General features: G+C 74.6%; 15 protein-coding genes. 7 read left to right on the top strand and 8 right to left on the bottom strand.

What is annotated here, in order from left to right:
* Nucleotides 1–53: 53 nt before the first annotated feature.
* From DMB38_RS16185 to DMB38_RS16170, 4 genes are all read right to left on the bottom strand, one after another.
* Complete coding sequence (locus DMB38_RS16185; RefSeq protein ID WP_125935791.1) at nt 54–422, bottom strand: DUF488 family protein; 369 nt, start codon at nt 420–422, stop codon at nt 54–56.
* A gap of 52 nt (nt 423–474) precedes the next feature.
* Nucleotides 475–1,830, bottom strand: coding sequence for an SPFH domain-containing protein (locus DMB38_RS16180; RefSeq protein ID WP_125935790.1), 1,356 nt, complete (start codon nt 1,828–1,830; stop codon nt 475–477).
* Nucleotides 1,827–3,590: an SPFH domain-containing protein gene (locus tag DMB38_RS16175; protein ID WP_125935789.1), complete on the bottom strand. Its 1,764-nt coding sequence runs from the start codon at nt 3,588–3,590 to the stop codon at nt 1,827–1,829. Before DMB38_RS16175 ends, DMB38_RS16180 begins: the two co-directional genes overlap by 4 nt.
* Before the next feature lie 217 nt (nt 3,591–3,807).
* Complete coding sequence (locus DMB38_RS16170) at nt 3,808–7,581, bottom strand: CHAT domain-containing protein (protein WP_125935788.1); 3,774 nt, start codon at nt 7,579–7,581, stop codon at nt 3,808–3,810.
* A 78-nt stretch (nt 7,582–7,659) separates the two neighbouring features.
* Between DMB38_RS16170 and DMB38_RS16165 the strand changes: the two genes are divergently transcribed.
* Together DMB38_RS16165 and DMB38_RS16160 are read left to right on the top strand one after the other, a co-directional pair.
* Nucleotides 7,660–8,055 carry a hypothetical protein gene (locus tag DMB38_RS16165; RefSeq protein ID WP_125935787.1) on the top strand — a complete coding sequence of 132 codons (396 nt, stop codon included), beginning with the start codon at nt 7,660–7,662 and terminating at the stop codon, nt 8,053–8,055.
* A 10-nt stretch (nt 8,056–8,065) separates the two neighbouring features.
* Nucleotides 8,066–8,992 (top strand): hypothetical protein, encoded by a 927-nt coding sequence (locus tag DMB38_RS16160; protein ID WP_125935786.1) that lies wholly within the window; start codon nt 8,066–8,068, stop codon nt 8,990–8,992.
* A 7-nt stretch (nt 8,993–8,999) separates the two neighbouring features.
* Here DMB38_RS16160 and DMB38_RS16155 read toward each other — a convergent pair whose 3' ends face one another.
* Nucleotides 9,000–9,626, bottom strand: a complete 627-nt coding sequence (locus DMB38_RS16155) for a TetR/AcrR family transcriptional regulator (protein WP_125935785.1) — start codon at nt 9,624–9,626, stop codon at nt 9,000–9,002.
* Nucleotides 9,627–9,696: 70 nt separating this feature from the next.
* On the opposite strand from DMB38_RS16155, the gene DMB38_RS16150 reads away from it, so the two are divergent.
* Entirely contained in the window at nt 9,697–10,587 is an 891-nt protein-coding gene (locus DMB38_RS16150) for an aminoglycoside phosphotransferase family protein (protein WP_125939075.1), read from the top strand.
* A gap of 88 nt (nt 10,588–10,675) precedes the next feature.
* Complete coding sequence (locus DMB38_RS16145; RefSeq protein ID WP_125935784.1) at nt 10,676–11,881, top strand: MFS transporter; 1,206 nt, start codon at nt 10,676–10,678, stop codon at nt 11,879–11,881.
* Between the two features lie 62 nt (nt 11,882–11,943).
* Here the strand turns inward: DMB38_RS16145 and DMB38_RS16140 are convergent, their stop codons facing one another.
* On the bottom strand, nt 11,944–13,215 hold the full coding sequence (locus DMB38_RS16140) for a hypothetical protein (RefSeq protein WP_240662301.1): 1,272 nt from the start codon (nt 13,213–13,215) through the stop codon (nt 11,944–11,946).
* A 72-nt stretch (nt 13,216–13,287) separates the two neighbouring features.
* Between DMB38_RS16140 and DMB38_RS16135 the strand changes: the two genes are divergently transcribed.
* Nucleotides 13,288–14,277, top strand: coding sequence for a helix-turn-helix transcriptional regulator (locus tag DMB38_RS16135; protein ID WP_125935782.1), 990 nt, complete (start codon nt 13,288–13,290; stop codon nt 14,275–14,277).
* 52 nt (nt 14,278–14,329) lie between these two features.
* On the opposite strand, the gene DMB38_RS16130 is transcribed toward DMB38_RS16135, so the two are convergent.
* Nucleotides 14,330–14,734, bottom strand: coding sequence for a MarR family transcriptional regulator (locus DMB38_RS16130; protein ID WP_125939074.1), 405 nt, complete (start codon nt 14,732–14,734; stop codon nt 14,330–14,332).
* Between the two features lie 93 nt (nt 14,735–14,827).
* Here DMB38_RS16130 and DMB38_RS16125 point away from each other — a divergent pair, with 93 nt between their 5' ends.
* On the top strand, nt 14,828–16,294 hold the full coding sequence (locus tag DMB38_RS16125) for an MFS transporter (RefSeq protein ID WP_125935781.1): 1,467 nt from the start codon (nt 14,828–14,830) through the stop codon (nt 16,292–16,294).
* Between the two features lie 78 nt (nt 16,295–16,372).
* Here the strand turns inward: DMB38_RS16125 and DMB38_RS16120 are convergent, their stop codons facing one another.
* Nucleotides 16,373–17,296 carry a LysR family transcriptional regulator gene (locus tag DMB38_RS16120; protein WP_125935780.1) on the bottom strand — a complete coding sequence of 308 codons (924 nt, stop codon included), beginning with the start codon at nt 17,294–17,296 and terminating at the stop codon, nt 16,373–16,375.
* Nucleotides 17,297–17,469: 173 nt separating this feature from the next.
* Here DMB38_RS16120 and DMB38_RS16115 point away from each other — a divergent pair, with 173 nt between their 5' ends.
* Nucleotides 17,470–18,714, top strand: a complete 1,245-nt coding sequence (locus DMB38_RS16115; RefSeq protein WP_240662299.1) for an MFS transporter — start codon at nt 17,470–17,472, stop codon at nt 18,712–18,714.
* The last annotated feature ends 1 nt before the right edge of the window (nt 18,715 follow it).

The following is an 18,715-nucleotide window of genomic DNA, read 5'->3' as shown; positions in this document are numbered from 1 at the left end:
CGGCGGGGCCGCCACCGGCGCTGGGCCGTACGGGTGACGCGTACGGCAGCGGGTCAGCCCCGCTCCAGCTCCTCCGCGAGCACCGTCAGGTGGCTGCGCCGCACTTCCTTCGTACTGGTCACCAGCGTCAGCGGCCCCTGCTCGTACAGCGCGCGCAGATGCGCGAGCGCCTCCGCTCGCTCGTGGTCGGCCAGCTCCTTGCGATAGCGCTTCACGAAGTCCGGGTAGCGCTCGAAGTCCGCGTGCAGCCAGTGGCGCAGCTCGTCCGAGGGCGCGATGGCCTTCAGCCACTCGTCGACGTGCGCCTTCTCCTTGGTCATGCCGCGGGGCCAGATCCGGTCGACGAGGACGCGCGTGCCGTCGTCGCCGGCGGGGTCGTCGTAGACGCGCCGTATCCGAGGGGGTGCGTGTTTTGTCGTCATACGTCCACGGTAGCCGTGCGGCGAGCCCCCCGCGCCCGCCGCACGGCCCCGCTCACTCCTCGCCGGCCCCGTGTCCGTCGGCCGCCACCGCCCGGAGCAGGCCGCCCGCCGGCGGGGGGCCGCCCGCCGGGGAGCCGGCCGTCAGCCGGGGGAGCAACTGCGCCGTGAGGAGGGTCGAGAGCGCGGATCCATCGGCGCCACCGCCTCCGCCGCCGTCCGTGCGGATGACCGTCGGCCGCGGTGCGCTGCCCGCGAGCACCGCGCCCACCTCCAGTCGCCGCCTGGCCAGCTCGTACTGGAGCACCGCGCGGTTGTCGCGGTACGCCTGCGCCAGCCGGCGCTGCGCCTTCGCCTCGTTCTCGGCGGCGATGAGGCCGCTGCGCCCGCGGGTCTCGATCTCGAAGCGGACCTTCTGCGCCTCGGTCTCCTGCTGCTCCAGCAGCCGGGCGACCTCCTCGCGGGCCCGGTTCAGCGCGGCCTTGACCTCGACGAACCGCGCGTCGCGCGCCTTCTTCGCCCGCTCGATGTCCATCTGCAGGTTGTCGATGCGGCGCTTGCGGGTCAGGCCCCACTCCTGCTCGTACGCGGTCCGCTCCTTCGCCACCCGCTCGCGGGTGGCGAGGTGCTGCTGGTACTGCGCGGGGAGCTGGACGTCGGGGATGTTGGCGCCGGTGATGCGGACGCCGTAGCGGGCCAACTGGCGGTTGAGCAGGTCCTGCATGTCCGCGACGTCCGAGCCGCGCAGGTCGTACGCCCGCTCCGTGCGCACCCGGCGGGCGCGCTGGCGGATCGCGTCCTGCACGGCGCTGGAGAGCACCAGGTCGAAGTTGCCCGCGCCGATGGTGCGGACGAAGAGCACCGCGTCGTTGATGCGGAACTTCAGGAAGAACTCGATCGAGCGCAGCGGCACGTTCTCCTGCGTCGGGCAGGCCATGACCGGCGCCGAGTACGGAATCTCCGTGGCCGTGTCGACGACGAAGTCCACCCGCGACCAGGGGTGCCAGACGAAGTGCCGGCCGGGGCCCAGCGTGCGGGAGATGGCGCCGTAGCGGGTGAGGACGCCGTTCGTGCCCTGCTCGATCTTCACGATCGAGGAGCGCCACCACCACAGCACGCCGACGACCAGCAGGAAGACGCCGGTGCCGTACGCGGCCGCCGCCAGCGCGTCGTACGCGCTCGCGCTCCAGCCGTCCTCGCTGCCGCTCTGCACCCCGGCCATCACGCCGGTCGCGAGCGCCAGCAGCGCCAGCCACAGCGGCACCATCCACCACAGCCGGCGGCGGTGGCGGGGGATGATGACGGGGATCAGGGTGCCGGCCTCGCCGCCGCGCAGGAGCTGGGGGATGTCGCCCCAGGCCGCGACGAGTTCGGAGATGACCGACCTGCGCTTCATGGCCGCCGTGCTCATGCCCCCGCCTCCTCGTGCCCGTGGTGCGCGGGCCCGAAGCCCGTGCTCTCGTGTCCGTGGCCTTCGCCGGCTGCTCCGGCGCCGGCTCCCGCCGCCCGCGGCTCGTGCTCCTGCTCCGCCTCGGCGCTGCCCGCCGGGGCCGGCACCGGCGCCGGCCGCTCGGCCTCGCGCAGCGCCCGGATCTCCGGCTCCCGCTCGGCGATCCGTGCCGCGACCTCGGCCAGCCGCTCCCGTACGGCCGCCATCTCGGCCTCCGAGAACAGGTCCGCGCCGTGCTCGCCGATCAGCTCCCGGGCGAGCGCCAGGAAGTCGACGCCCGCGCCGCCCCCGTTCGTGCCGCCGCCGTTCGCGCCGTCGGCGGGGCCGCCGATACGGAGCAACTGCGGCAGGTGGTCGGCGACCTGCTCCAGGGTGTCGAGCACCTGCTGCTGGTAGCGGTACTCCAGGATCTCCGGCGCCTCGGCCGTCGTCACCGCGCGGATGTCGAGCGCCTGCGCCTCCAGCAGCGCGGCGTTGGCCCGCGCCTCCGACTCGGCCTGGACGTACCGCTGCCGGGCCAGCGCCTCGGCGCGGTTGGTCTCGCGCTCGACGGCGGTGTCCATCTGGGCCTGGTACTGGGCGATGTCCGCCTGGATCGCGGACAGCTCCTCCTCGCGGGTCGCCAGCTCCTTGCTCAGGTCGCCCTCGTCCTGCTCCTTGCGGAGCTGGAGCGCATACTCGTGGGTGTACGCCTCCTTGGCCATCCGCACCATCTCCGGCGCCGCGAGGTCCATGCGGTACGGCTGGTCGGAGGGCTCGGCGTGGGTGATGTTGGCGTTGGTCAGCTCGACCGCGGGCCGGAACTGGTGGTTCAGCGAGTCGAGCAGCCGGGTGGTGTCCTCGCCGACCATGTCGTAGATGCCGGCGGCCTCCTGCTCGTAGATGAGGCTGCGGATCGTCTCGCTGACGGCGTTGTTCAGCTTCTCCTCGAAGCCGCGCACGGCGCCGAGGGTGTAGACGAACTCGACCGGGTCGCTGATCCGGAACTGGATGAAGAGGTCGATGGACGCCTTCACCCCGCCCTTCGTCGGGGCCTCGCGCACGGGCGCGTTGAAGGGGTACTCGCGGGTGGTGTTGAGGATGTACGAGACCCGCTTCCATGGGTTCAGCAGGATCACCCGGCCGGGGCCGACGACCTGCTCCAGCTTGCCGAACTTGGTGATCAGGGCATGACACCCATCGGGCACCATGACCATTCCCTGCCGCCACCACACGAACCCGACGGCGAAGACCGCCAGCACCCAGTAGTGGGCGCCGAAGAGCGGGTTCGTCACGACGTCGTCGCCGGTGGCCGCCACCGCGATGGTGCCGGCGGCGCCGACGACGAGCAGCAGCGACACCGGCAGCATGCTGAGGAACGAGCGCCCGCGCGGCAGCACCATCGGGCAGATGGCGTGCACCTGCTCAAGCCCGTCGCGCTTCAGCTCGCTGCGGTTCAGCACCTCCCCGGCCTCGTCCAGCGGCACGGACTGCTGCGTCATGACGGTGTCGAGGCTTCCGCCCTGGTCGCGGGCGGCGGGGAAGTCGGCCGGGTCCATCCCGTCCTCCCGGGGCGCGTCAGCGCGCCGGCCCCGGCCGCCTTCCCTGCCCTCGCGGCCCTGCTCCCCCTCCGGCAGTACGCCGCGGCGGCGCAGCTCGTCCTGGGCGAGCTGCCTCGGGTCGTTCCCCTCCCTCACAGCCTGCGCAGCGCCTCTGATGGTCTGCGCGCGCGAACGTGCCATGTCGTCCCCCTCCTCAAGTCGCGTGATCACTCTCCGAGATCCCCACCGTTTCGTACAGTCGTACGCAAGCACAGGCGCGGATCGTGACAACACGGGTACGTGGTCATTGCACGATTACGGCAGTCAGCGCGCTGAGGAGAGCTTCTGCTCTACCGTTTCGGCGTCCGGACCCTCCGGGCACGGTCGCGCTGACCCTTGGGGCCGGGACCGCGGTGCTTCAGGGGCCCGCGTGCACCTGGCAGGCCCAGAGGCTGGGCGTCTGCGGATAGGTGTCCCGCAGCCCGCATACGGCGCGGTGCAGGGCCTCGGCCGTGCGGTCGGCGTCGAGCGTGCCGTCGCCCCTGGTCAGACTCTCGTAGACGCTGAGCGCGACGTCCGCCCCGATCACGTCGTCGACGTGCCACAGCGAGCCGACGACGTGGGGGAAGCCGGCCATCTGGAAGGCGCTGACGATGTGGACCGCCTCGTCGGCGAGTTCGGGGCTGGTGTGCAGGGTGGCGCAGGCGGACAGGTAGGCGAGCCGGACCGAGGGCAGCCGCAGCCGCGCCAGGTCGCGGACGGTGAGCGGGCGTTCGGCGTGGTCGTGCAGGACGAGCCTGCTGCCGGAGGCGCGTTCCAGGTCGCCCAGGGCGTGGCAGGCGAAGTGGGCGTAGGCGTGCCGGGGCAGCGCCGAGACGACCGCGGAGTGCGTGGCGGAGGCGTCCGCGAGCAGGGTCGCCCCGGGCACCGTGCGGGCCAGGTGTTCGGCCTCGCGGAGCGCACCGGGGAGCGGGGCATGTCCGGCCGCCTGCGCGACGCTGACGACGAGGGTCCCGGTGCCCGCCGGGCGCGCGGTGCGCAGGCGGGCGTGGTGCAGGGCCCGTAGCGTCGGCGTGTACGAGGAGATCACCCGGTCCAGCGCGCCGGGACCGGCGTCGGCGGGCGCCGCCGCGTGCAGCGGCAGGGTGCCCAGGAGGCCGCCGGGCGACCACCACACGCGGGTGGCGGCGGGCAGGCGGCCGAGGACCGGGCCGGTGACGGTCTCCCACAGCCAGGCGAGGGTCTCCCGTACGTCCCGCTGGGCGTGCTGCGCCTGCTTGCGGGACGTTCCGGGGGCGTCGATGCGGGCCAGCGCGTTCTCGAAGGTCCGCAGCCGCGCCGCCGCCGTCTGCGGGGTGAGGCCGGGGAGCGGTACGGCGTCGATGGAGCGCTCGGTGACGACCAGGGCGTCACTGCCGTACGGGGAGACGTTGACCAGCACCACCGGGCCCGCGGCCGCCGTGGCGCGGAGTTCGCGCTCGTCCCAGTCCCGCACCGGGCGCAGCAGGCCCAGTCCGGGGTGCTCGGCGCGGATCCGGGCGACGAGGTCCCGCCACTCGGCGGCCAGCCGCTGCCGCAGGTCGGTGCGGGCACCGTCGGAAGGGGACGGTCCCTCGTCCAGGAGCCCGGGACCGCCGGTCGCCGTGTCCAGCGCCTCCCGGAGTTCCACGAAGCGGTCGGCGAGGTCCGGGGCGGCCTCCCTGAGCCGGGTCAGGTCGCTGTCGGCGTCGAAGGCGTGGGAGAGGATCACGCCCCTGGCCTGTTCCAGGAGACCGACGCCCAGCCCCGGCCGGCCGCAGCGGACCGCGCAGGCGGCGGCAGCGGCGCCGAGACCGACGGTCCTGCTCAGCAGGAACTCCTGGTCGTCGCGGACGAGATGGCGGGGCGCCACCGCGGGCAGCAGGTCGACCGCCACGACGTACCCGTCCAGGGCGCCTTCCCAGTCGCCCAGCTCCGCCAGGATCTCGCCCCAGGTCTGTGCGGCTTCCAGACGCACGGCGGGCGGGCACTGCTGCTCCAGGGCCGCCTCCCGGCACAGCCCGGCGGCTTCGGCCAGGTCGGCCGGGCGGCGCCGGCGGCCGAGGAGCGGGCCGCGCAGCGCGTTGCCGAGGTTCATCAGGCGCATCGTGCGCGTGGGGTGACCGGGCGGGGCGGCCTCGGCGGCCCGGCGGAACAGCGCGACCACCTCGTCCCGGGCCGCGGACGAGAGCACGGCACGGGGGCTCACCTGCCGCGCGCTCGCGGCCACGGTGAGGGCGCCCGGCAGTTCCGGGGAGGTCGCGGGCAGCATCGCGACCACCGCGTCGGCCAGTTCGCGCGCCTCGTGGGCGTCCTCGGAACGCTGCGTGTGCGGGAAGCGGCTCAGCAGGGCGACGGCGAGATTGTGGCGCCGCCGGGACAGCGCCGGGTCGCCTTCCGGGGTGAGGGCGAGTGCTTCTCTGAAGAGCCCGACGGCTTCGTCGAGCCGGGCCAGGGGCTCGGCGGCGCGCTCGGAGCCGGCCATGACGCCGAGAGCGGTCGAGCTGAGCCGCGCCGCATGGTGCGCGGGCCCGATGCCGGGCAGCGCGGCGGCCCGGCGCCGGCATTCCTGCGCCTCCCGCAGATCGTCGCCGTCCTCGGCCAGCCGGTGCCGCAGGCTCAGCGCCGCGGCGAGGTTGAGCAGCCGCAGCCCGAGCACCGCGTGGGCGTCGGGAGTGAGCGCCACCGTCTCGCGATGGACCCGTACGGCCTCGTTCAACTCCTCCGGGTTTCCCGAGCGTTGATGACAAGCCATCAGCACCAGGCCGAGGCTGTTGAGCGCTGCGGGACGGTCCGGGTGGTTCTGCGGCATGACGGTCTCGGCGTGCCGTAGCTGCCGCAGCGCCTCGTCCAGGTCCGCCCCGTTCGTCTCCGGCGCACGTTTGTAGTTGTTGTAAAGGGCCAGTGCGGGAGCGATGAGCGGCAGTTGCTGCTCGGGCGCCGCTTCCGCGGAGCCGGCTGAGGGAGCGGTGAGCCTGAGCGCCTCGTCCAGGTCGGCCGGGTCGCCGGTCGCCACGTGACGGGCGCGCAGGGCGTTGCCGAGTGCGTTGCGCAGGGCAGCGGTCTGCCCGGGACTCTCCGCCTTGGGGAGCGCCTGGGTGAACACGGCGATCGCCTCGTGCAGATCCTCCGCCCGTCCGGCGTGCTCGCGCCTGTGCATGAGCGCCATGCCCAGGTCGTGGCCCGCCACCGCGGGCCCTTGCGGATGGCCCCTGACGGCAAGGCGACACAGATCCACCAACTCGTCGAGCTCCTCGGGCGTCGCACCCTCCATCTGTCGCAGTGTCAGCAGCCCGTTCGCCAGAGTGTGGAGACAGACGGCCAGATGCGGGCTACCGGGCGGCAGTTGGGCCCGTACGTCACGCGCGATGCCGACCGCCGCGTGCAGGTCGTCGGCGTCGTACGAGTCCTGGTGGCGGTACAGGAGCTGGCGACTGAGGCCGATCAGGGTGAGGAGCCGCTCGGGGGAGTCCGCCGGCAGGGCCTTGACGGCGCGGTGGGTGAAGCGGACCGGATCCGCGTCCGCCAGGTCCCCGAACGGCCAGGCGATTCCGGCGTGGGCCACGACGCCGGACACGTCCCCGAGCCGGTCCGCGAACCGGAGGTCGTGCTCCGGCGTCGCGAGGACGGCGAGGCTGCCGCACCCGATCCCGGTGGCGAGCAGGGCCTCGCGCGAGGCGGTCATGGCGACCATCGCCGCGGCCAGCTCATGCAGCCGGCGGAGGTCTTCCGGCGCGTCCGCCGGCGGGTCGTGGTGCTGCCCCCGTGCGGCGAGCCCGACCGCGGCGCACTGGGCCGCCCACTCGTTCGGACCGTCCGCGGCGGTGGGATCGGGGCGGGAGGAGGGGCCCGCGGACGCGTAGCCCGCCGCCAGCTCCGGAGGTACCGACTGCGGGTCGGCGACCCACACCGGAAAGAGGAGTGTCCCGGCCATGGACCCGTGCACCCTGCCCCCGGCCTCCGGGTCGGCCATGGCGCGGGCGGCGCAGAGCCAGCCGGCCGCGTGCCGGGCCTCCATGTCGGTCCGCGCGTCGGCGGTCCGCAGCAGCCCCCGCAGTTCGGCGTCCGCGTCGCGGCCGAAGACGACGGACCTGTCGACACCCCCGTACGCCGTCCCGGCCCGGTCGAGGCGCGCTCCCAGCGCCCGGAGGAACACGTCGCGGTCGTACCTCACACCTGCGCACCCCCTCGCCGTCCCTGACGGTACGTCAACTCGCCCGCAATTCTGCCCGATCTGCGGCATACTCCGACTGTGGTCGCCTCTCCGGACTTCTCTCCCTCCGACGGCAGAACGGCGGCGGCGCTGTGCACGCTGCTCGGCTCGCCGGAGGACCTGGAGTACCCCGGGGTGCGGGAGGCGGCCGAGCGGGCCCGGGACCTGCTGCGGGCGGGCGCGGACACCGGTGAACTCGCCGCCTGCCTGCGCACGCTGGACATGCTGCTGCGGCAGAGCGGGGACGCCCGCGGCCTGGCCGCCGGGTCCCGGGGCGGCGAAGTCCCCGGCGTCGCGGCCCACATCAAGGTGGCGGTCTGTCCGGGCCCGGCCCGGTGCACCCGCGTCGAGAGGGCACGCGACCTGTTCCCCGCCCCGCACTGCGCCGTCAACGACACCCGGATGCACAAGGGCCGGCTCGGGACCGCGCAGTGACCCCGCCCGCATGAACCCGCTCCTCGCCACCCTGGGCGGCAAACTCACCGAGCGCTGGCTGAACCTGCTGGTCCTCCCCGGTGCCCTCTTCCTCGCCGCCACGGCCGTCGGCACCACCCTGGGGCAGCGTCACTGGCACGACGCCGACCGGCTGCGCACCACCCTGGACGACCTCGCCGCCCGCCCCGCCCTCGACCGCACCGGCACCGCCGCCCTCGTGGTGGCCCTCCTCCTGCTCACCGCGGCCGCGGCCTCGCTCGCCGTGCAGTTCCTCGGCGGCGCGATCGAGCGGTACTGGCTGCGCCCCGGCCGGGACCGGCTCTCCCGCGCCCTGACCGCCCGCCGCGCCCGCAGATGGACGCGCCTGCACGCGCAACTCGAAGCGGCCGTCGCCGAGATCCCCCTGCGCGGCACCGGACCGCACGGCGCGGTGCTGGTCCCGCCGGACGTCCAGGCGCGTATCGAGGATCTCACCGGGGCCCGCGACCGCATCGCGCTGCGCACACCCACCCGCCCCACCTGGTACGGCGACCGGATGCAGGCGGCGGCGGATCGGCTGGAGTCCGCGTACGGCGTGGACCTCGCCACCCTCTGGCCCCGCCTGTGGCTGGTCCTCCCCGAACCCGCCGTACGCCAGATCCAGTCGGCGCACGACTCCTTCGGCGCCGCCGCCCGCCTCGCCGCCTGGGCCGTGGGCTACGCCCTCCTCGCCTGCTGGTGGTGGCCGGCCGCGCTGGCCGCCGCCGGCTGCGCGGTGGTCGCCCGTGCCCGGGCCCGCGACGCGCTGGGCGCGCTCGCCGCGCTCGTCGAGGCCGCCGTCGACGTGCACGGCCGGGAGCTGGCCGAGCGGATCGGCCTGATCGGGGCGGACGAGTCGGGGCTGCTCGGGCACGAGGCGGGGGACAGGATGTCGGAGCTCTTCCGGAAGGCCGAGTGAGGCGGTTCTACGGCTCCGGGGACGGCGACGGGGGCGCGGGCGGCAGGGGGGTGGCGGTGAGCCAGGTGGCCACCCGGCGGAGTTCCGCGGCGTGGGCCGCCGGGTCGTAGTCGTCGTTCGTCGCCGCCAGATAGGCCGCGTCGATCACCGTCACGAGCCAGCGCGCCGCCCGGGCAGGCGGGAAGGGAGCCGTGCGGCCGTTCGTCGCCAGGCGCTCCAGGAGCGTCGTCAGGGCCGCCAGCGTCCGGGTCTCGTCGTCTCCCAGGAGCAGGGCGAACTTCTCGTCGCGGCTCGCCTGGACCAGCGCCGCCGCGATCAGGCCCGGGGCCTGCGGGTCGTCGAGGTCCGCGGTGAGGCGGTCGAAGAGGAGGGCGAAGCCCTCCTCGGGATCGGCCATCGCCAGCGCGCGGTCGCGGATCTCCGCGGTACGCGCCAGGTCGTCGGCGAAGAGGGCGTGGAAGATCGCCTTCTTGGTGGGGAAGTAGTGGAAGAGCGTCCCCGAGCCGATGCCCGCCCGGCGGCAGATGCGCGCCGTCGACGTCCCGTCCACCCCGTTCGCCGCGAACTCCTCCGCCGCCGCGGCCAGGATGCGGGCCCGCTTGCGCGCGTGCTGCTCGGGGTTGACGGTACGCATCACCGCCGAATATATCGGTGGGGGACCGGGGCGTGACCGGCGTAGGGTCCCGCCCATGTCTGCTGTCCGGATGCACGCCGGCGAGGCGGAGATGGACGCCGCCCTCGTACGGCGCCTGATCGCCGCCCAGTTCCCGCGGTGGGCCGCGCTGCCCGTCGAGCGGGTCGCCTCCGGCGGCACCGTCAACGCCGTCTTCCGGCTCGGCGACGAGCTGAGCGTGCGGATGCCCCTGACCGCCGCCGGGGCCAAGGACGTGGGCCTGGAGTTCTCCCATCTGCCCCGGCTCGCCGCCGGCCTGCCCGTACCCGTGCCGGAGCCCGTCGCCGTGGGCGAGCCCGGGGCCGGGTACCCCTGGCAGTGGAGCGTCTGCCGCTGGCTGCCCGGGACGATCCTGCCGCCCGACGCGGGCATCGCCGCCCCCGGGCCGCTCGCCGGCCAGCTCGCCGGCTTCGTCAACGCCATGCGCGCCGCGGACCCGGCCGGCGGCCCGCCCTCGTACCGCAGCGAGACCCTGGCCGACCGCGACGCGGAGACCCGCGCCGCCCTCGCGCAGCTCGAACCCGGGGACGGCGTGGACGTGCCCGCCGTGACCGCCGCCTGGGAGGCCGCCCTGCGCGCGCCCGCGCACGCCGGGCCGCCGGTGTGGCTCCACGCCGACCTGTCCCCCGGGAACCTCCTGCTCACCGACGACGGACGCCTCGGCGGCGTCATCGACTTCGGCTGCATGGGCCTCGGCGAACCTGCCGTCGACCTCATCGCCGCCTGGAACCTCTTCACCGGCCCCGCGCGCGAGGCGTTCCGCGCCGCGGTCACGGGCGGGGACGACGACGCGGCGTGGGCGCGGGGGCGCGGCTGGGCGCTGTCGATCTCGCTGATCCAGTTGCCGTACTACCGGCACACCAACCCGTTCATGGTCGCCAGTTCGAAGTTCGTCATCGACGAGGTGCTGGCGGACGGGTAGGGTTGCGGGCATGACCTGGCGACATTGATTCGAACGAACCGCCCGCCCCGAGCGGCGACTGGCGGCCTGCTTCTACGCGTACTCGTTCCTGGACGACTTCGTCCTGCTCTACCCCGTGTACGCGCTGCTCTTCGCCGACCACGGGCTGTCGCTGTGGCAGGTCTCCTCCCTCTTCGTCATCTGGTCGCTGACGTCCCTCCTGCTCGAAGTCCCCTCCGGGGCCTGGGCCGACGCGTTCTCCCGCCGCCTGCTGCTGTGCGCGGGGCCGCTGCTGTCCGGCGCGGGGTTCGCGCTGTGGATCCTGGCGCCGTCGTACTGGGCGTTCGCGGCGGGCTTCGTGCTGTGGGGAGCGAAGGGCGCGTTCGCGTCGGGGGCGCTGGAGGCGCTGCTCTACGAGGAGTCGGTCCGGGCGGGTGCGGCGGAGACGTACGCGCGCACGCTGGGGCGGGGCCGCGCGGCGGGCACGGTGGGCGTGATGGCGTCGATGGCGGCGGCGGCCCCGGTCTTCGCGGCCGGCGGGTACGCGGCGGTGGGGGCGGCGAGCGTGGCGTCCTGCCTGCTGGGGGCGGCGGTGGCGACGCGGTTCCCGGAGCACCGGGCGGCTGCCGCCGACGCTGAGACGGTACGGGCCGACGCCGACGCCGGCACCGGTCCCGGACCCGACGACTCCGACGACCCCGAACCCGGCTGGGTCGGCACCCTCCGTGCCGGGTTCGCCGAACTCCGCGCCCAGCCGTCCGTCCGCGGCGCCCTCCTCCTCGTTCCCGCCGTCGTCGCCGTCTGGGGCTCCCTCGACGAGTACACCCCCTACCTCGTCCGCGAGGCCGGCGTCGCCGACCCCGCCGTCCCGCTGTACCTGATGCTGATCTGGGCCGGTGCCGCCGCCGGCGGGCTGCTCGCCGGGCGGGTCGAGGAGCGCGGCCGGGCCGCCGGGACGCCGGCCGGGGTGCTGGCCGCGCTGCTCGCCGGGTCCGCGGTTGCGCTCGCCGCGGGCGGGCTGCTGGGGACGGCGGTGGGGATCGCGCTGGTGGGGGTCGCGTTCGGCGGGTTCCAGGTGGCGACCGTGCTCGCGGAGGCCCGGTTGCAGGAGCGGATCACCGGTCCTGCGCGGGCCACCCTGACCTCGCTGGCCGGCGTCGGCACGGACCTGGGGACGATCGCGGTCTACGGCGCGTACGGCCTGCTCGGCTCGGCCGCCGGGCTCGGGCACGGGGCGGCGTTCGCGGTGTGCGCGCTGCCGTATCTGGTCGTCGCGCCGCTGCTGTTGCGCGGCCGGGGGCGCCGACGGGCGTAGGGCGCGGTACGGACCGGGGGCGGTGAGTCAGGGCACCGCCCCCGGTCCGTCCCCCGGCGCCGCTACGCGCCGTTCCCCGTCACCGGTGCGCCGCTGGGCACCGAGGTCAGGCCGGCGTACAGCACGTCCGGGTCCGCCGGGCTGACGGCGAGCGCGCCGATGCCGTGGTGGCCGGAGTGCCGGATCGTCAGCTCGTCGTCGTCCGCGTCGTGGCGGTAGAGGTTGGTCCCGCTCCACGGGTCGCCGTACTCGAAGTAGACGACGTCGGCGTCGGCCGGATCCGGGCGCATCCAGCCGCCGTTGTAGATCACCACGTCCTCGCCGTCCTGGAACTGGTCGACCACGGGCCTGAAGGTGCGGCCGCCGTCGGTCGAGCGGTAGAGGTGCCGGCCGCTCTCGCCGGCCTCCAGCTCGGTGACGTTCAGCGCCTTCGCGTAGACCACCCGCGGGTCGACGGGCGAGATCGCCAGGGAGAAGCCGTTGACCTTGTCGCCCGCGGCGCCGAGCCGGGCGCGGCGCCAGGTGCGGCCGGCGTCGTCGCTGGTGAAGCCGCCGGCGTCGCTCACGCCGACGACGATGCGGTCGAAGTCGGCGCTGGAGACCTTCGCGTCGTAGAACATGGTGTGCGGGCCGACCCCGGCCAGCGGGACGGGCGTGCCGATGGGGCGGAAGCTGCGCCCGTGGTCGGTGGACTCCAGCACGCGTCCGCCGTCCGTGACGGCCCGCAGGTGGCCGGCGCGGCGCGGGTTGGCGGTGAGCCCGTAGAGCCCGCCCAGCTTCTCGCCGTCGAACGCCGGCATCCTGACCAACTCGTCGCCGTCGACCCGGTAGACGCGGTCGCCGCGCAGCTCCCACACGTAGGCGCTGCCGTTGCGCCCCGGGGCGACGAACCAGTGGCCCGCCCCGAGCTCGGCGATGGTGCGCCAGGCGCAGCCGGCGTCGGTCGACCGGGTGACCCGGCCGTTGATGTCGGTGGCCAGCAGCCGGTCGGGGGTGGAGAGGGTCTCCAGGCCGGTGACCAACTGGTAGTACGGCGGCCGCTCGGCGGTGGTGGTCGGGGCGAAGGTGGCGCCCCCGTCCCGGGTGTGGGAGAGCGAGCCGTCGCTGACGACCCGGTCGCACCCGGGTGCGTTCCAGTGCTTGGGGTGCGCGGCGGCGTGGGCGGGAGCGGCGGCCGTGAACAGGCTCGCGACGAGCGCTGCGCCGACCGTCACGGTGGTAATCGCGCGGTGAAGGGGTCTCACCCGGATCTCCTCCTCGATGACGTTGTCCTCACCAGGAAGTACCGTGATCGTCTGGATGTCCACGTCGATCGGCTGGCGAACGGACGCCATGGCGCCCATGCGCCGCTCGCGCTGCCCCCATCAGGCGGGACATATCCGATACGCGCCCGGGGGGTCCACGTCATGTTCGAGCCGTTCGGCGTCCTCGCGTCCGACGAGGCCCTGTACCGCCTGCTGCTCCGCCATCCGCCGCTCGACACCGCGCGGCTGGCGGCGGCGGCCGGGCGTACGGAGGCCGAGACCGCGCCGGCGGTCGAGCGGCTCGCGGAGCTGGGCCTGGTCACGCTCCTGCCCGGCGCCCCGGTCCGGCTGGTCGCGACGCGTCCGGACGCGGCCGTCGACCAGCTCACGGTCCGCTGGCAGGACCAGGTCGCCGTGGCCAGGACTGCGGCCACCGCGCTCCTCGCCGACCTGCCGGTCGACCGCAGGCACCGCCCCGAGGACCAGGTGGAGATCCTCTTCGGCCGCGGCTCCGTCGCGGCGCGCTTCGACCGGCTGCAGCGGTCGGTGCGGCGCGAGTTGCTGGTCCTGGACCGGCCGCCGTACGCGCAGGAGCCCGCCGAGCCGAACCGGGCGGAGCTGGAGATACTGGCGCGCGGGGCGCGGGTGCGCGGGCTGTACGCGCCGGAGGCGCTGGAGGTGCCCGGCGCGTTCGACGTCTTCGAGGCGGTCGTCGCGGCCGGGGAGCAGGCCCGGGTGCACACGGACGTGCCGCTGAAGCTCGCCGTCGCCGACGCCTCGACGGCCATCCTGCCGTTCAGCCGCGAGGCCCACGAGATGGTCGACAGCGCGTTCGTGATCCACGAAGGGGCCCTGCTGGACGCGCTGGTGCAGCTCTTCGAGCTGCTGTGGGCGGCGGCGGTGCCCGTGCCCGCCGGACCGGGGACGGCGGCCGGTGCGGCCCCGAACGAGCGGTCCGGCGACGCCGAGTCCGACCGGCAACTGCTGACGCTGCTCGCCGCGGGGCTGAAGGACGAGGCGGTGGCGCGGCGGCTGGGGGTGAGCGCCCGTACCCTCAACCGCCGGGTCAGCGCGCTGATGCTGCGGCTCGGGGCCCGTACCCGCTTCCAGGCGGGGCTTCAGGCGGCCCGTAACGGAGCCCTCGACCTCTGACGCGTATACGAAGCGACCGGCGGGGCGCGAACCGCCCCCGGGGAGAGGGCCGTTACCGGCGTGCCGGCTGCTCCGCCGCGGGCAGCGCCTGGGCGAGCACCTCGCGGTGCGTGGGCCTGGCGTCCTCGTACAGCCGCCGGCCCTCCTCCGTGAGCAGGACGAAGATGCCGCGCCTGTCGACGTCGCACATCGCCCGCGTCACCAGACCCGCGCGCTCCAGCCGGGCCGTCAGCCGCGACGTCGCGCTCTGGCTCAGGTGCACCGTGCCGGCCAGCTCGGCCGCGCGGCACTTGTCGTGGTCGCTCGCCGCCAGGCCCTCCAGGGCCTCGAACTCGCTGACGCCGATGCCGTGCCTGCTCTGCAGCTCGCGCTCCAGCGCACCCCACACCGCCGCGTGACAGGCCAGGAGGCCGTGCCAGCGGTCCACCAGGGCGCGCTCGGCGCCGACGTCGCTCACGCTCACAGACCCCAAGGTAACATGCGCGTGAACCTAATGCGACTTCATTAAATGCGTTGGCATTAGATGTCTCTGCATGTACTGTGATCCGTCATGAGCTCTTCCGCACATCTGTCCACCACCTCGACGAAGTGGGACGCCCGCCTCTGGGGCATCCTGCTGACCGTCTCCCTCGTGGTCGGCCTCGACGCTCTCGACGTGTCGATGGTGGGGGTCGCCCTCCCCTCCATCCAGGCCGACCTCGGGCTGTCCACGAGCACCCTCCAATGGGTCGTCAGCGGGTACGTCCTCACCTACGGCGGTCTGCTCCTCCTCGGCGGCCGCACCGCCGACCTCCTCGGCCGGCGCCGGGTGTTCCTCGTCGCCGTCGCGGTGTTCGCCGTCACCTCGCTCCTCGGCGGGCTGGTCGACGACGGCGGGCTGCTGATCGCGACCCGGCTGCTGAAGGGCGTCTCCGCGGCGTTCACCGCGCCCGCCGCGCTCTCGATCATCACCACGACCTTCGCCGAGGGTCCCGCCCGCAACAAGGCGCTCGGGATCTTCGCCGTCTTCGGCGCCAGCGGCTACAGCGCGGGGCTCGTCTTCTCCGGCCTGCTGACCGAGGTCGGCTGGCGCTGGACCTTCTTCCTGCCCTTCCCCATCGCCCTGATCGCGCTCGTGGCCGCCTTCCGCGTGCTGCCGAAGGAGGGCCGTCCGGAACGTACCGGCGGCTACGACATCCCCGGCGCGGTGACCGGCGTCGGCGCGATGCTGCTGCTCGTCTACACCGTCGTCGAGGCGCCCGAGGTGGGCTGGGGCGCGACCCGCACGCTGCTGCAGTTCGCCGTGGCCGCGGTGCTGCTGGCCGGCTTCCTCGCCATCGAGCGCCGCAGCAGCCACCCGCTGATCCGGCTCGGCATCCTGCGCTCGGGACCGCTGGCCCGGGCGAACCTCGGCGCCGCCGTGTTCTTCGGCGGGTACCTGGGCTTCCAGTTCCTGGTCATGCAGTACCTGCAGTCCGTGCTCGGCTGGTCGGCGCTGGAGACGGCGCTCGGCTTCCTGCCGGCCGCGCTGATCGTCGCGTTCGGCTCACCGCGGATGGACTCGCTCATCGACCGGGTCGGCACCACGCGCACCATCGCGGGCGGTGTGGTGGCGCACCTGCTGGCGTACGTGCTCTTCCTCGCCATCGACCGGGACGCGCCGTACCTCGTCGGCACCCTGCCGAGCATGGTGCTGCTGGGCCTCGGCTTCATGCTGGCGTTCGCGTCGTTCAACATCCAGGCCACCGCGGGCATCCCGGACGACGAGCAGGGTCTCGCCGGCGGGCTGCTGAACACCTCGCTCCAGGTGGGCGGGGCGATCGGGCTGGCGATCGTGACCGCCGTGCTCACCGCCAACGCGGAGGGCGCGACCGGCTCGCGGGCGCTGCTGAACGGCTTCGACCCGGCGCTGTACGTGGTCGCGGCCATGGCGCTGCTGGGCCTGGTCATCGCGCTCACGGGGCTGCGCGGCTCGCGCCGCCCGGAGCCGGAGCCCGAGCCGGTGGAGGACCGCGAGTTCGTCTACGCGGCCGACTGAGCCGCACCGCCACGACCACGGGGAATCGGGGGTACGCGGACCCGGGCCGGCCAGGCCCGGGTCCGTTTCCGTGCGCGCTCAGGCGGGCGGGGCGTGCTCGTCGTCGCCCTCGTCGTCGTCCTCGTCGCCGTCCGGCGTTACCCCCAGGCTGTGGAGGAACGCCGCCGCGGCCGGGGACGGGCGGGTGCGGGGCCAGATGAGGCGTTCCTCCCGGGACGGGCCGTCCGCGATCCGTACGGTGGCCAGGCCCGGCAGGCGGGGGGCGAAGGTGCTGGGGAGGAGGGCGACCCCCAGCCCGGCCCGTACGAGATCCGCCATGAAGTCCATCGACGACACCTCGAAGCCCACCGTCCGCCGCAGCCCCGCCGCCGCGAACGCCTCCTCCGACTGCGCCCGCGCCGCCGTGCCCGCCGCGAAGTCGACGAACGTCTCCTCCGCCAGCCGCGCCAGATCCGTCTCGTCCGTGCCCGCCAGCGGGTGGTCCGGCGGCAGGACGGCCAGGTGCCGGTCCCGTACGAGGATCCGCTCGCGGACCTTGTCCGCCCGGAAGCCCGCCGGGACGCCGAGCAGCGCCAGGTCGTACGTGCCCTCCGCGACCGCCCGCACCAGGTGCTCGCTCGCGCCCACCGCCAGGCTGATCCGCACCTGCGGGTACGTGTCGTGGAACTCCTTCAGCGCCGTCGGCAGGTTCACCGCCGCCACCGTCGGGATCGACCCGATGGCCAGCCGCCCGCGCACCTCCCCCGTCGCCGCCGCCACCTCGGCGCGGGCCCGCTCAGCGGCCGCGAGGGTCGCGCGGGCGGCGGGCAGGAACGCCTCGCCGGCGCGGGTCGGGCGCACCTGCCGGCTCGTCCGGTCGAACAGCCGGGCGCCCAGCTCCCGTTCGAGCTTGCCGATCTGGTGGCTCAGCGCCGACTGGACGACATGGCAGCGCTCGGCGGCGCGGGTGAACCCGCCGGTGTCCGCGACGGCGACGACGTAGCGCAGTTGCTGCAGCTCCATGCGATCCATCGTGATACGAGATGGATCAGATGACAACTATGTGTTGGACTCATCCTTGGGGGCGGGCGGAGTCTGGGGTCATGACAACGGACCCGGCATCAACGCGATCAACGCGATCACCGCGATCACCGCGCGAGGAGCCCGGCACCCTCGGCCGCGGCATGCTGCTGCTCATGGCGACCGCCACCGGCCTGTCCGTGGCGGGCAACTACTTCGCCCAGCCCCTCCTCGACCTCATCGGCCGCGACCTGCACGTCGGCAGCACGCTGGCCGCGCTCGTCGTCACCGCCGCGCAGACCGGGTACGCGCTGGGCCTCATCCTCCTCGTCCCCCTCGGCGACGTGACCGACCGGCGGCGGCTGTCCGTCGGGCTCTTCGTCGCCACCGCCGCGTTCCTCGCGCTCACCGCCGCCGCGCCCAACGGCCCCGTGCTGCTCGCCGGTACGGTCCTCACCGCGCTGGCGTCCGTCGGCGCGCAGGTCGTCGTCCCGTACGCGGCGGGGCTCGCGGCGCCGGAGGAGCGGGGGCGGGTGGTGGGCGTCGTGATGTCCGGCATCCTGCTCGGCGGGCTGCTGGCCCGTACCGCCTCGGGGGCGCTGTCGGAACTCGGTGGCTGGCGCACGATCTACTGGGTCAACGCCCTGCTCATGGCCGGCATGGCCGTCCTCCTCCACCGCCACCTGCCGCGGCTGCCGGCGGCGGGCGCGGGGATGGCGCGCATGTCGTATCCCGCCCTGCTGCGCTCCACGGTCGCGCTGCTGCGCGAGGAGCCGGTGCTGCGGCGGCGGTCGGCGCTCGGGGCGCTGTCGCTGGCCTCGTACAGCGTGCAGTTGACGGCGCTGACGTTCCTGCTGGCGCGGCCGCCGTACGGCTGGTCGGAGTCGGCGATCGGGCTGTTCGGCCTGGTCGGGGCGGTGGGCGTGGTGACGATGACGTTCGCGGGACGGCTCAACGACCGCGGCCACGTCCAGGCGGTGACGGGCGCGGGCGTGCTGGTGCTGACCGGCTCGTGGGTGCTGCTGGGGGTGGCGGGCGAGTCGCTGCCGTGGCTCGTCGTGGGGATCGTCGGCCTCAACGTCGCGCAGCAGGCGGTGCTCAACAGCAACCAGGCGGTCGTGTACGCGATCCGCCCGGACGCCCGCAACCGCATCAACTCCGCCTTCATGACCAGCTTCTTCGCGGGCGGGGCGGTCGGCTCGGCGCTCACGTCGGTGGTCTGGGCACGGGGCGGCTGGCAGGCGGTGTCGGCGCTGGGCGCGGTGCTGGCGGCGGGGACGGTGGTGCTGTGGGTGGCGGAGCGCGTGGGGGAGGTGCGGGCTGCCCGGGGTGCCGCGCGTACGGGTGCCGCCGGGGGCGTACGGGCCGGGGCGCGGCCCGTACAGGACGACGCCGGGCCCCGGCAGGCACCCGCACGGTGAC

Source organism: Streptomyces sp. WAC 06738 (assembly GCF_003945505.1).
Classification (GTDB): Bacteria; Actinomycetota; Actinomycetes; order Streptomycetales; family Streptomycetaceae; genus Streptomyces.
The sequence above is the reverse complement of the archived record's forward strand: the minus strand, read 5'-3'. Positions and strand labels throughout refer to the sequence as shown.

What these genes read in the sequence shown, in the direction of transcription:
- DMB38_RS16185 (WP_125935791.1), bottom strand. Translation starts at nt 422, where the DNA reads ATGACGACAAAACACGCACCCCCTCGGATACGGCGCGTCTACGACGAC.
- DMB38_RS16155 (WP_125935785.1), bottom strand. Translation starts at nt 9,626, where the DNA reads ATGCGTACCGTCAACCCCGAGCAGCACGCGCGCAAGCGGGCCCGCATC.
- DMB38_RS16175 (WP_125935789.1), bottom strand. Translation starts at nt 3,590, where the DNA reads ATGGCACGTTCGCGCGCGCAGACCATCAGAGGCGCTGCGCAGGCTGTG.
- DMB38_RS16125 (WP_125935781.1), top strand. Translation starts at nt 14,828, where the DNA reads ATGAGCTCTTCCGCACATCTGTCCACCACCTCGACGAAGTGGGACGCC.
- DMB38_RS16120 (WP_125935780.1), bottom strand. Translation starts at nt 17,296, where the DNA reads ATGGAGCTGCAGCAACTGCGCTACGTCGTCGCCGTCGCGGACACCGGC.
- DMB38_RS16160 (WP_125935786.1), top strand. Translation starts at nt 8,066, where the DNA reads ATGAACCCGCTCCTCGCCACCCTGGGCGGCAAACTCACCGAGCGCTGG.
- DMB38_RS16115 (WP_240662299.1), top strand. Translation starts at nt 17,470, where the DNA reads ATGGCGACCGCCACCGGCCTGTCCGTGGCGGGCAACTACTTCGCCCAG.
- DMB38_RS16180 (WP_125935790.1), bottom strand. Translation starts at nt 1,830, where the DNA reads ATGAGCACGGCGGCCATGAAGCGCAGGTCGGTCATCTCCGAACTCGTC.
- DMB38_RS16140 (WP_240662301.1), bottom strand. Translation starts at nt 13,215, where the DNA reads ATGGCGTCCGTTCGCCAGCCGATCGACGTGGACATCCAGACGATCACG.
- DMB38_RS16135 (WP_125935782.1), top strand. Translation starts at nt 13,288, where the DNA reads ATGTTCGAGCCGTTCGGCGTCCTCGCGTCCGACGAGGCCCTGTACCGC.
- DMB38_RS16150 (WP_125939075.1), top strand. Translation starts at nt 9,697, where the DNA reads ATGCACGCCGGCGAGGCGGAGATGGACGCCGCCCTCGTACGGCGCCTG.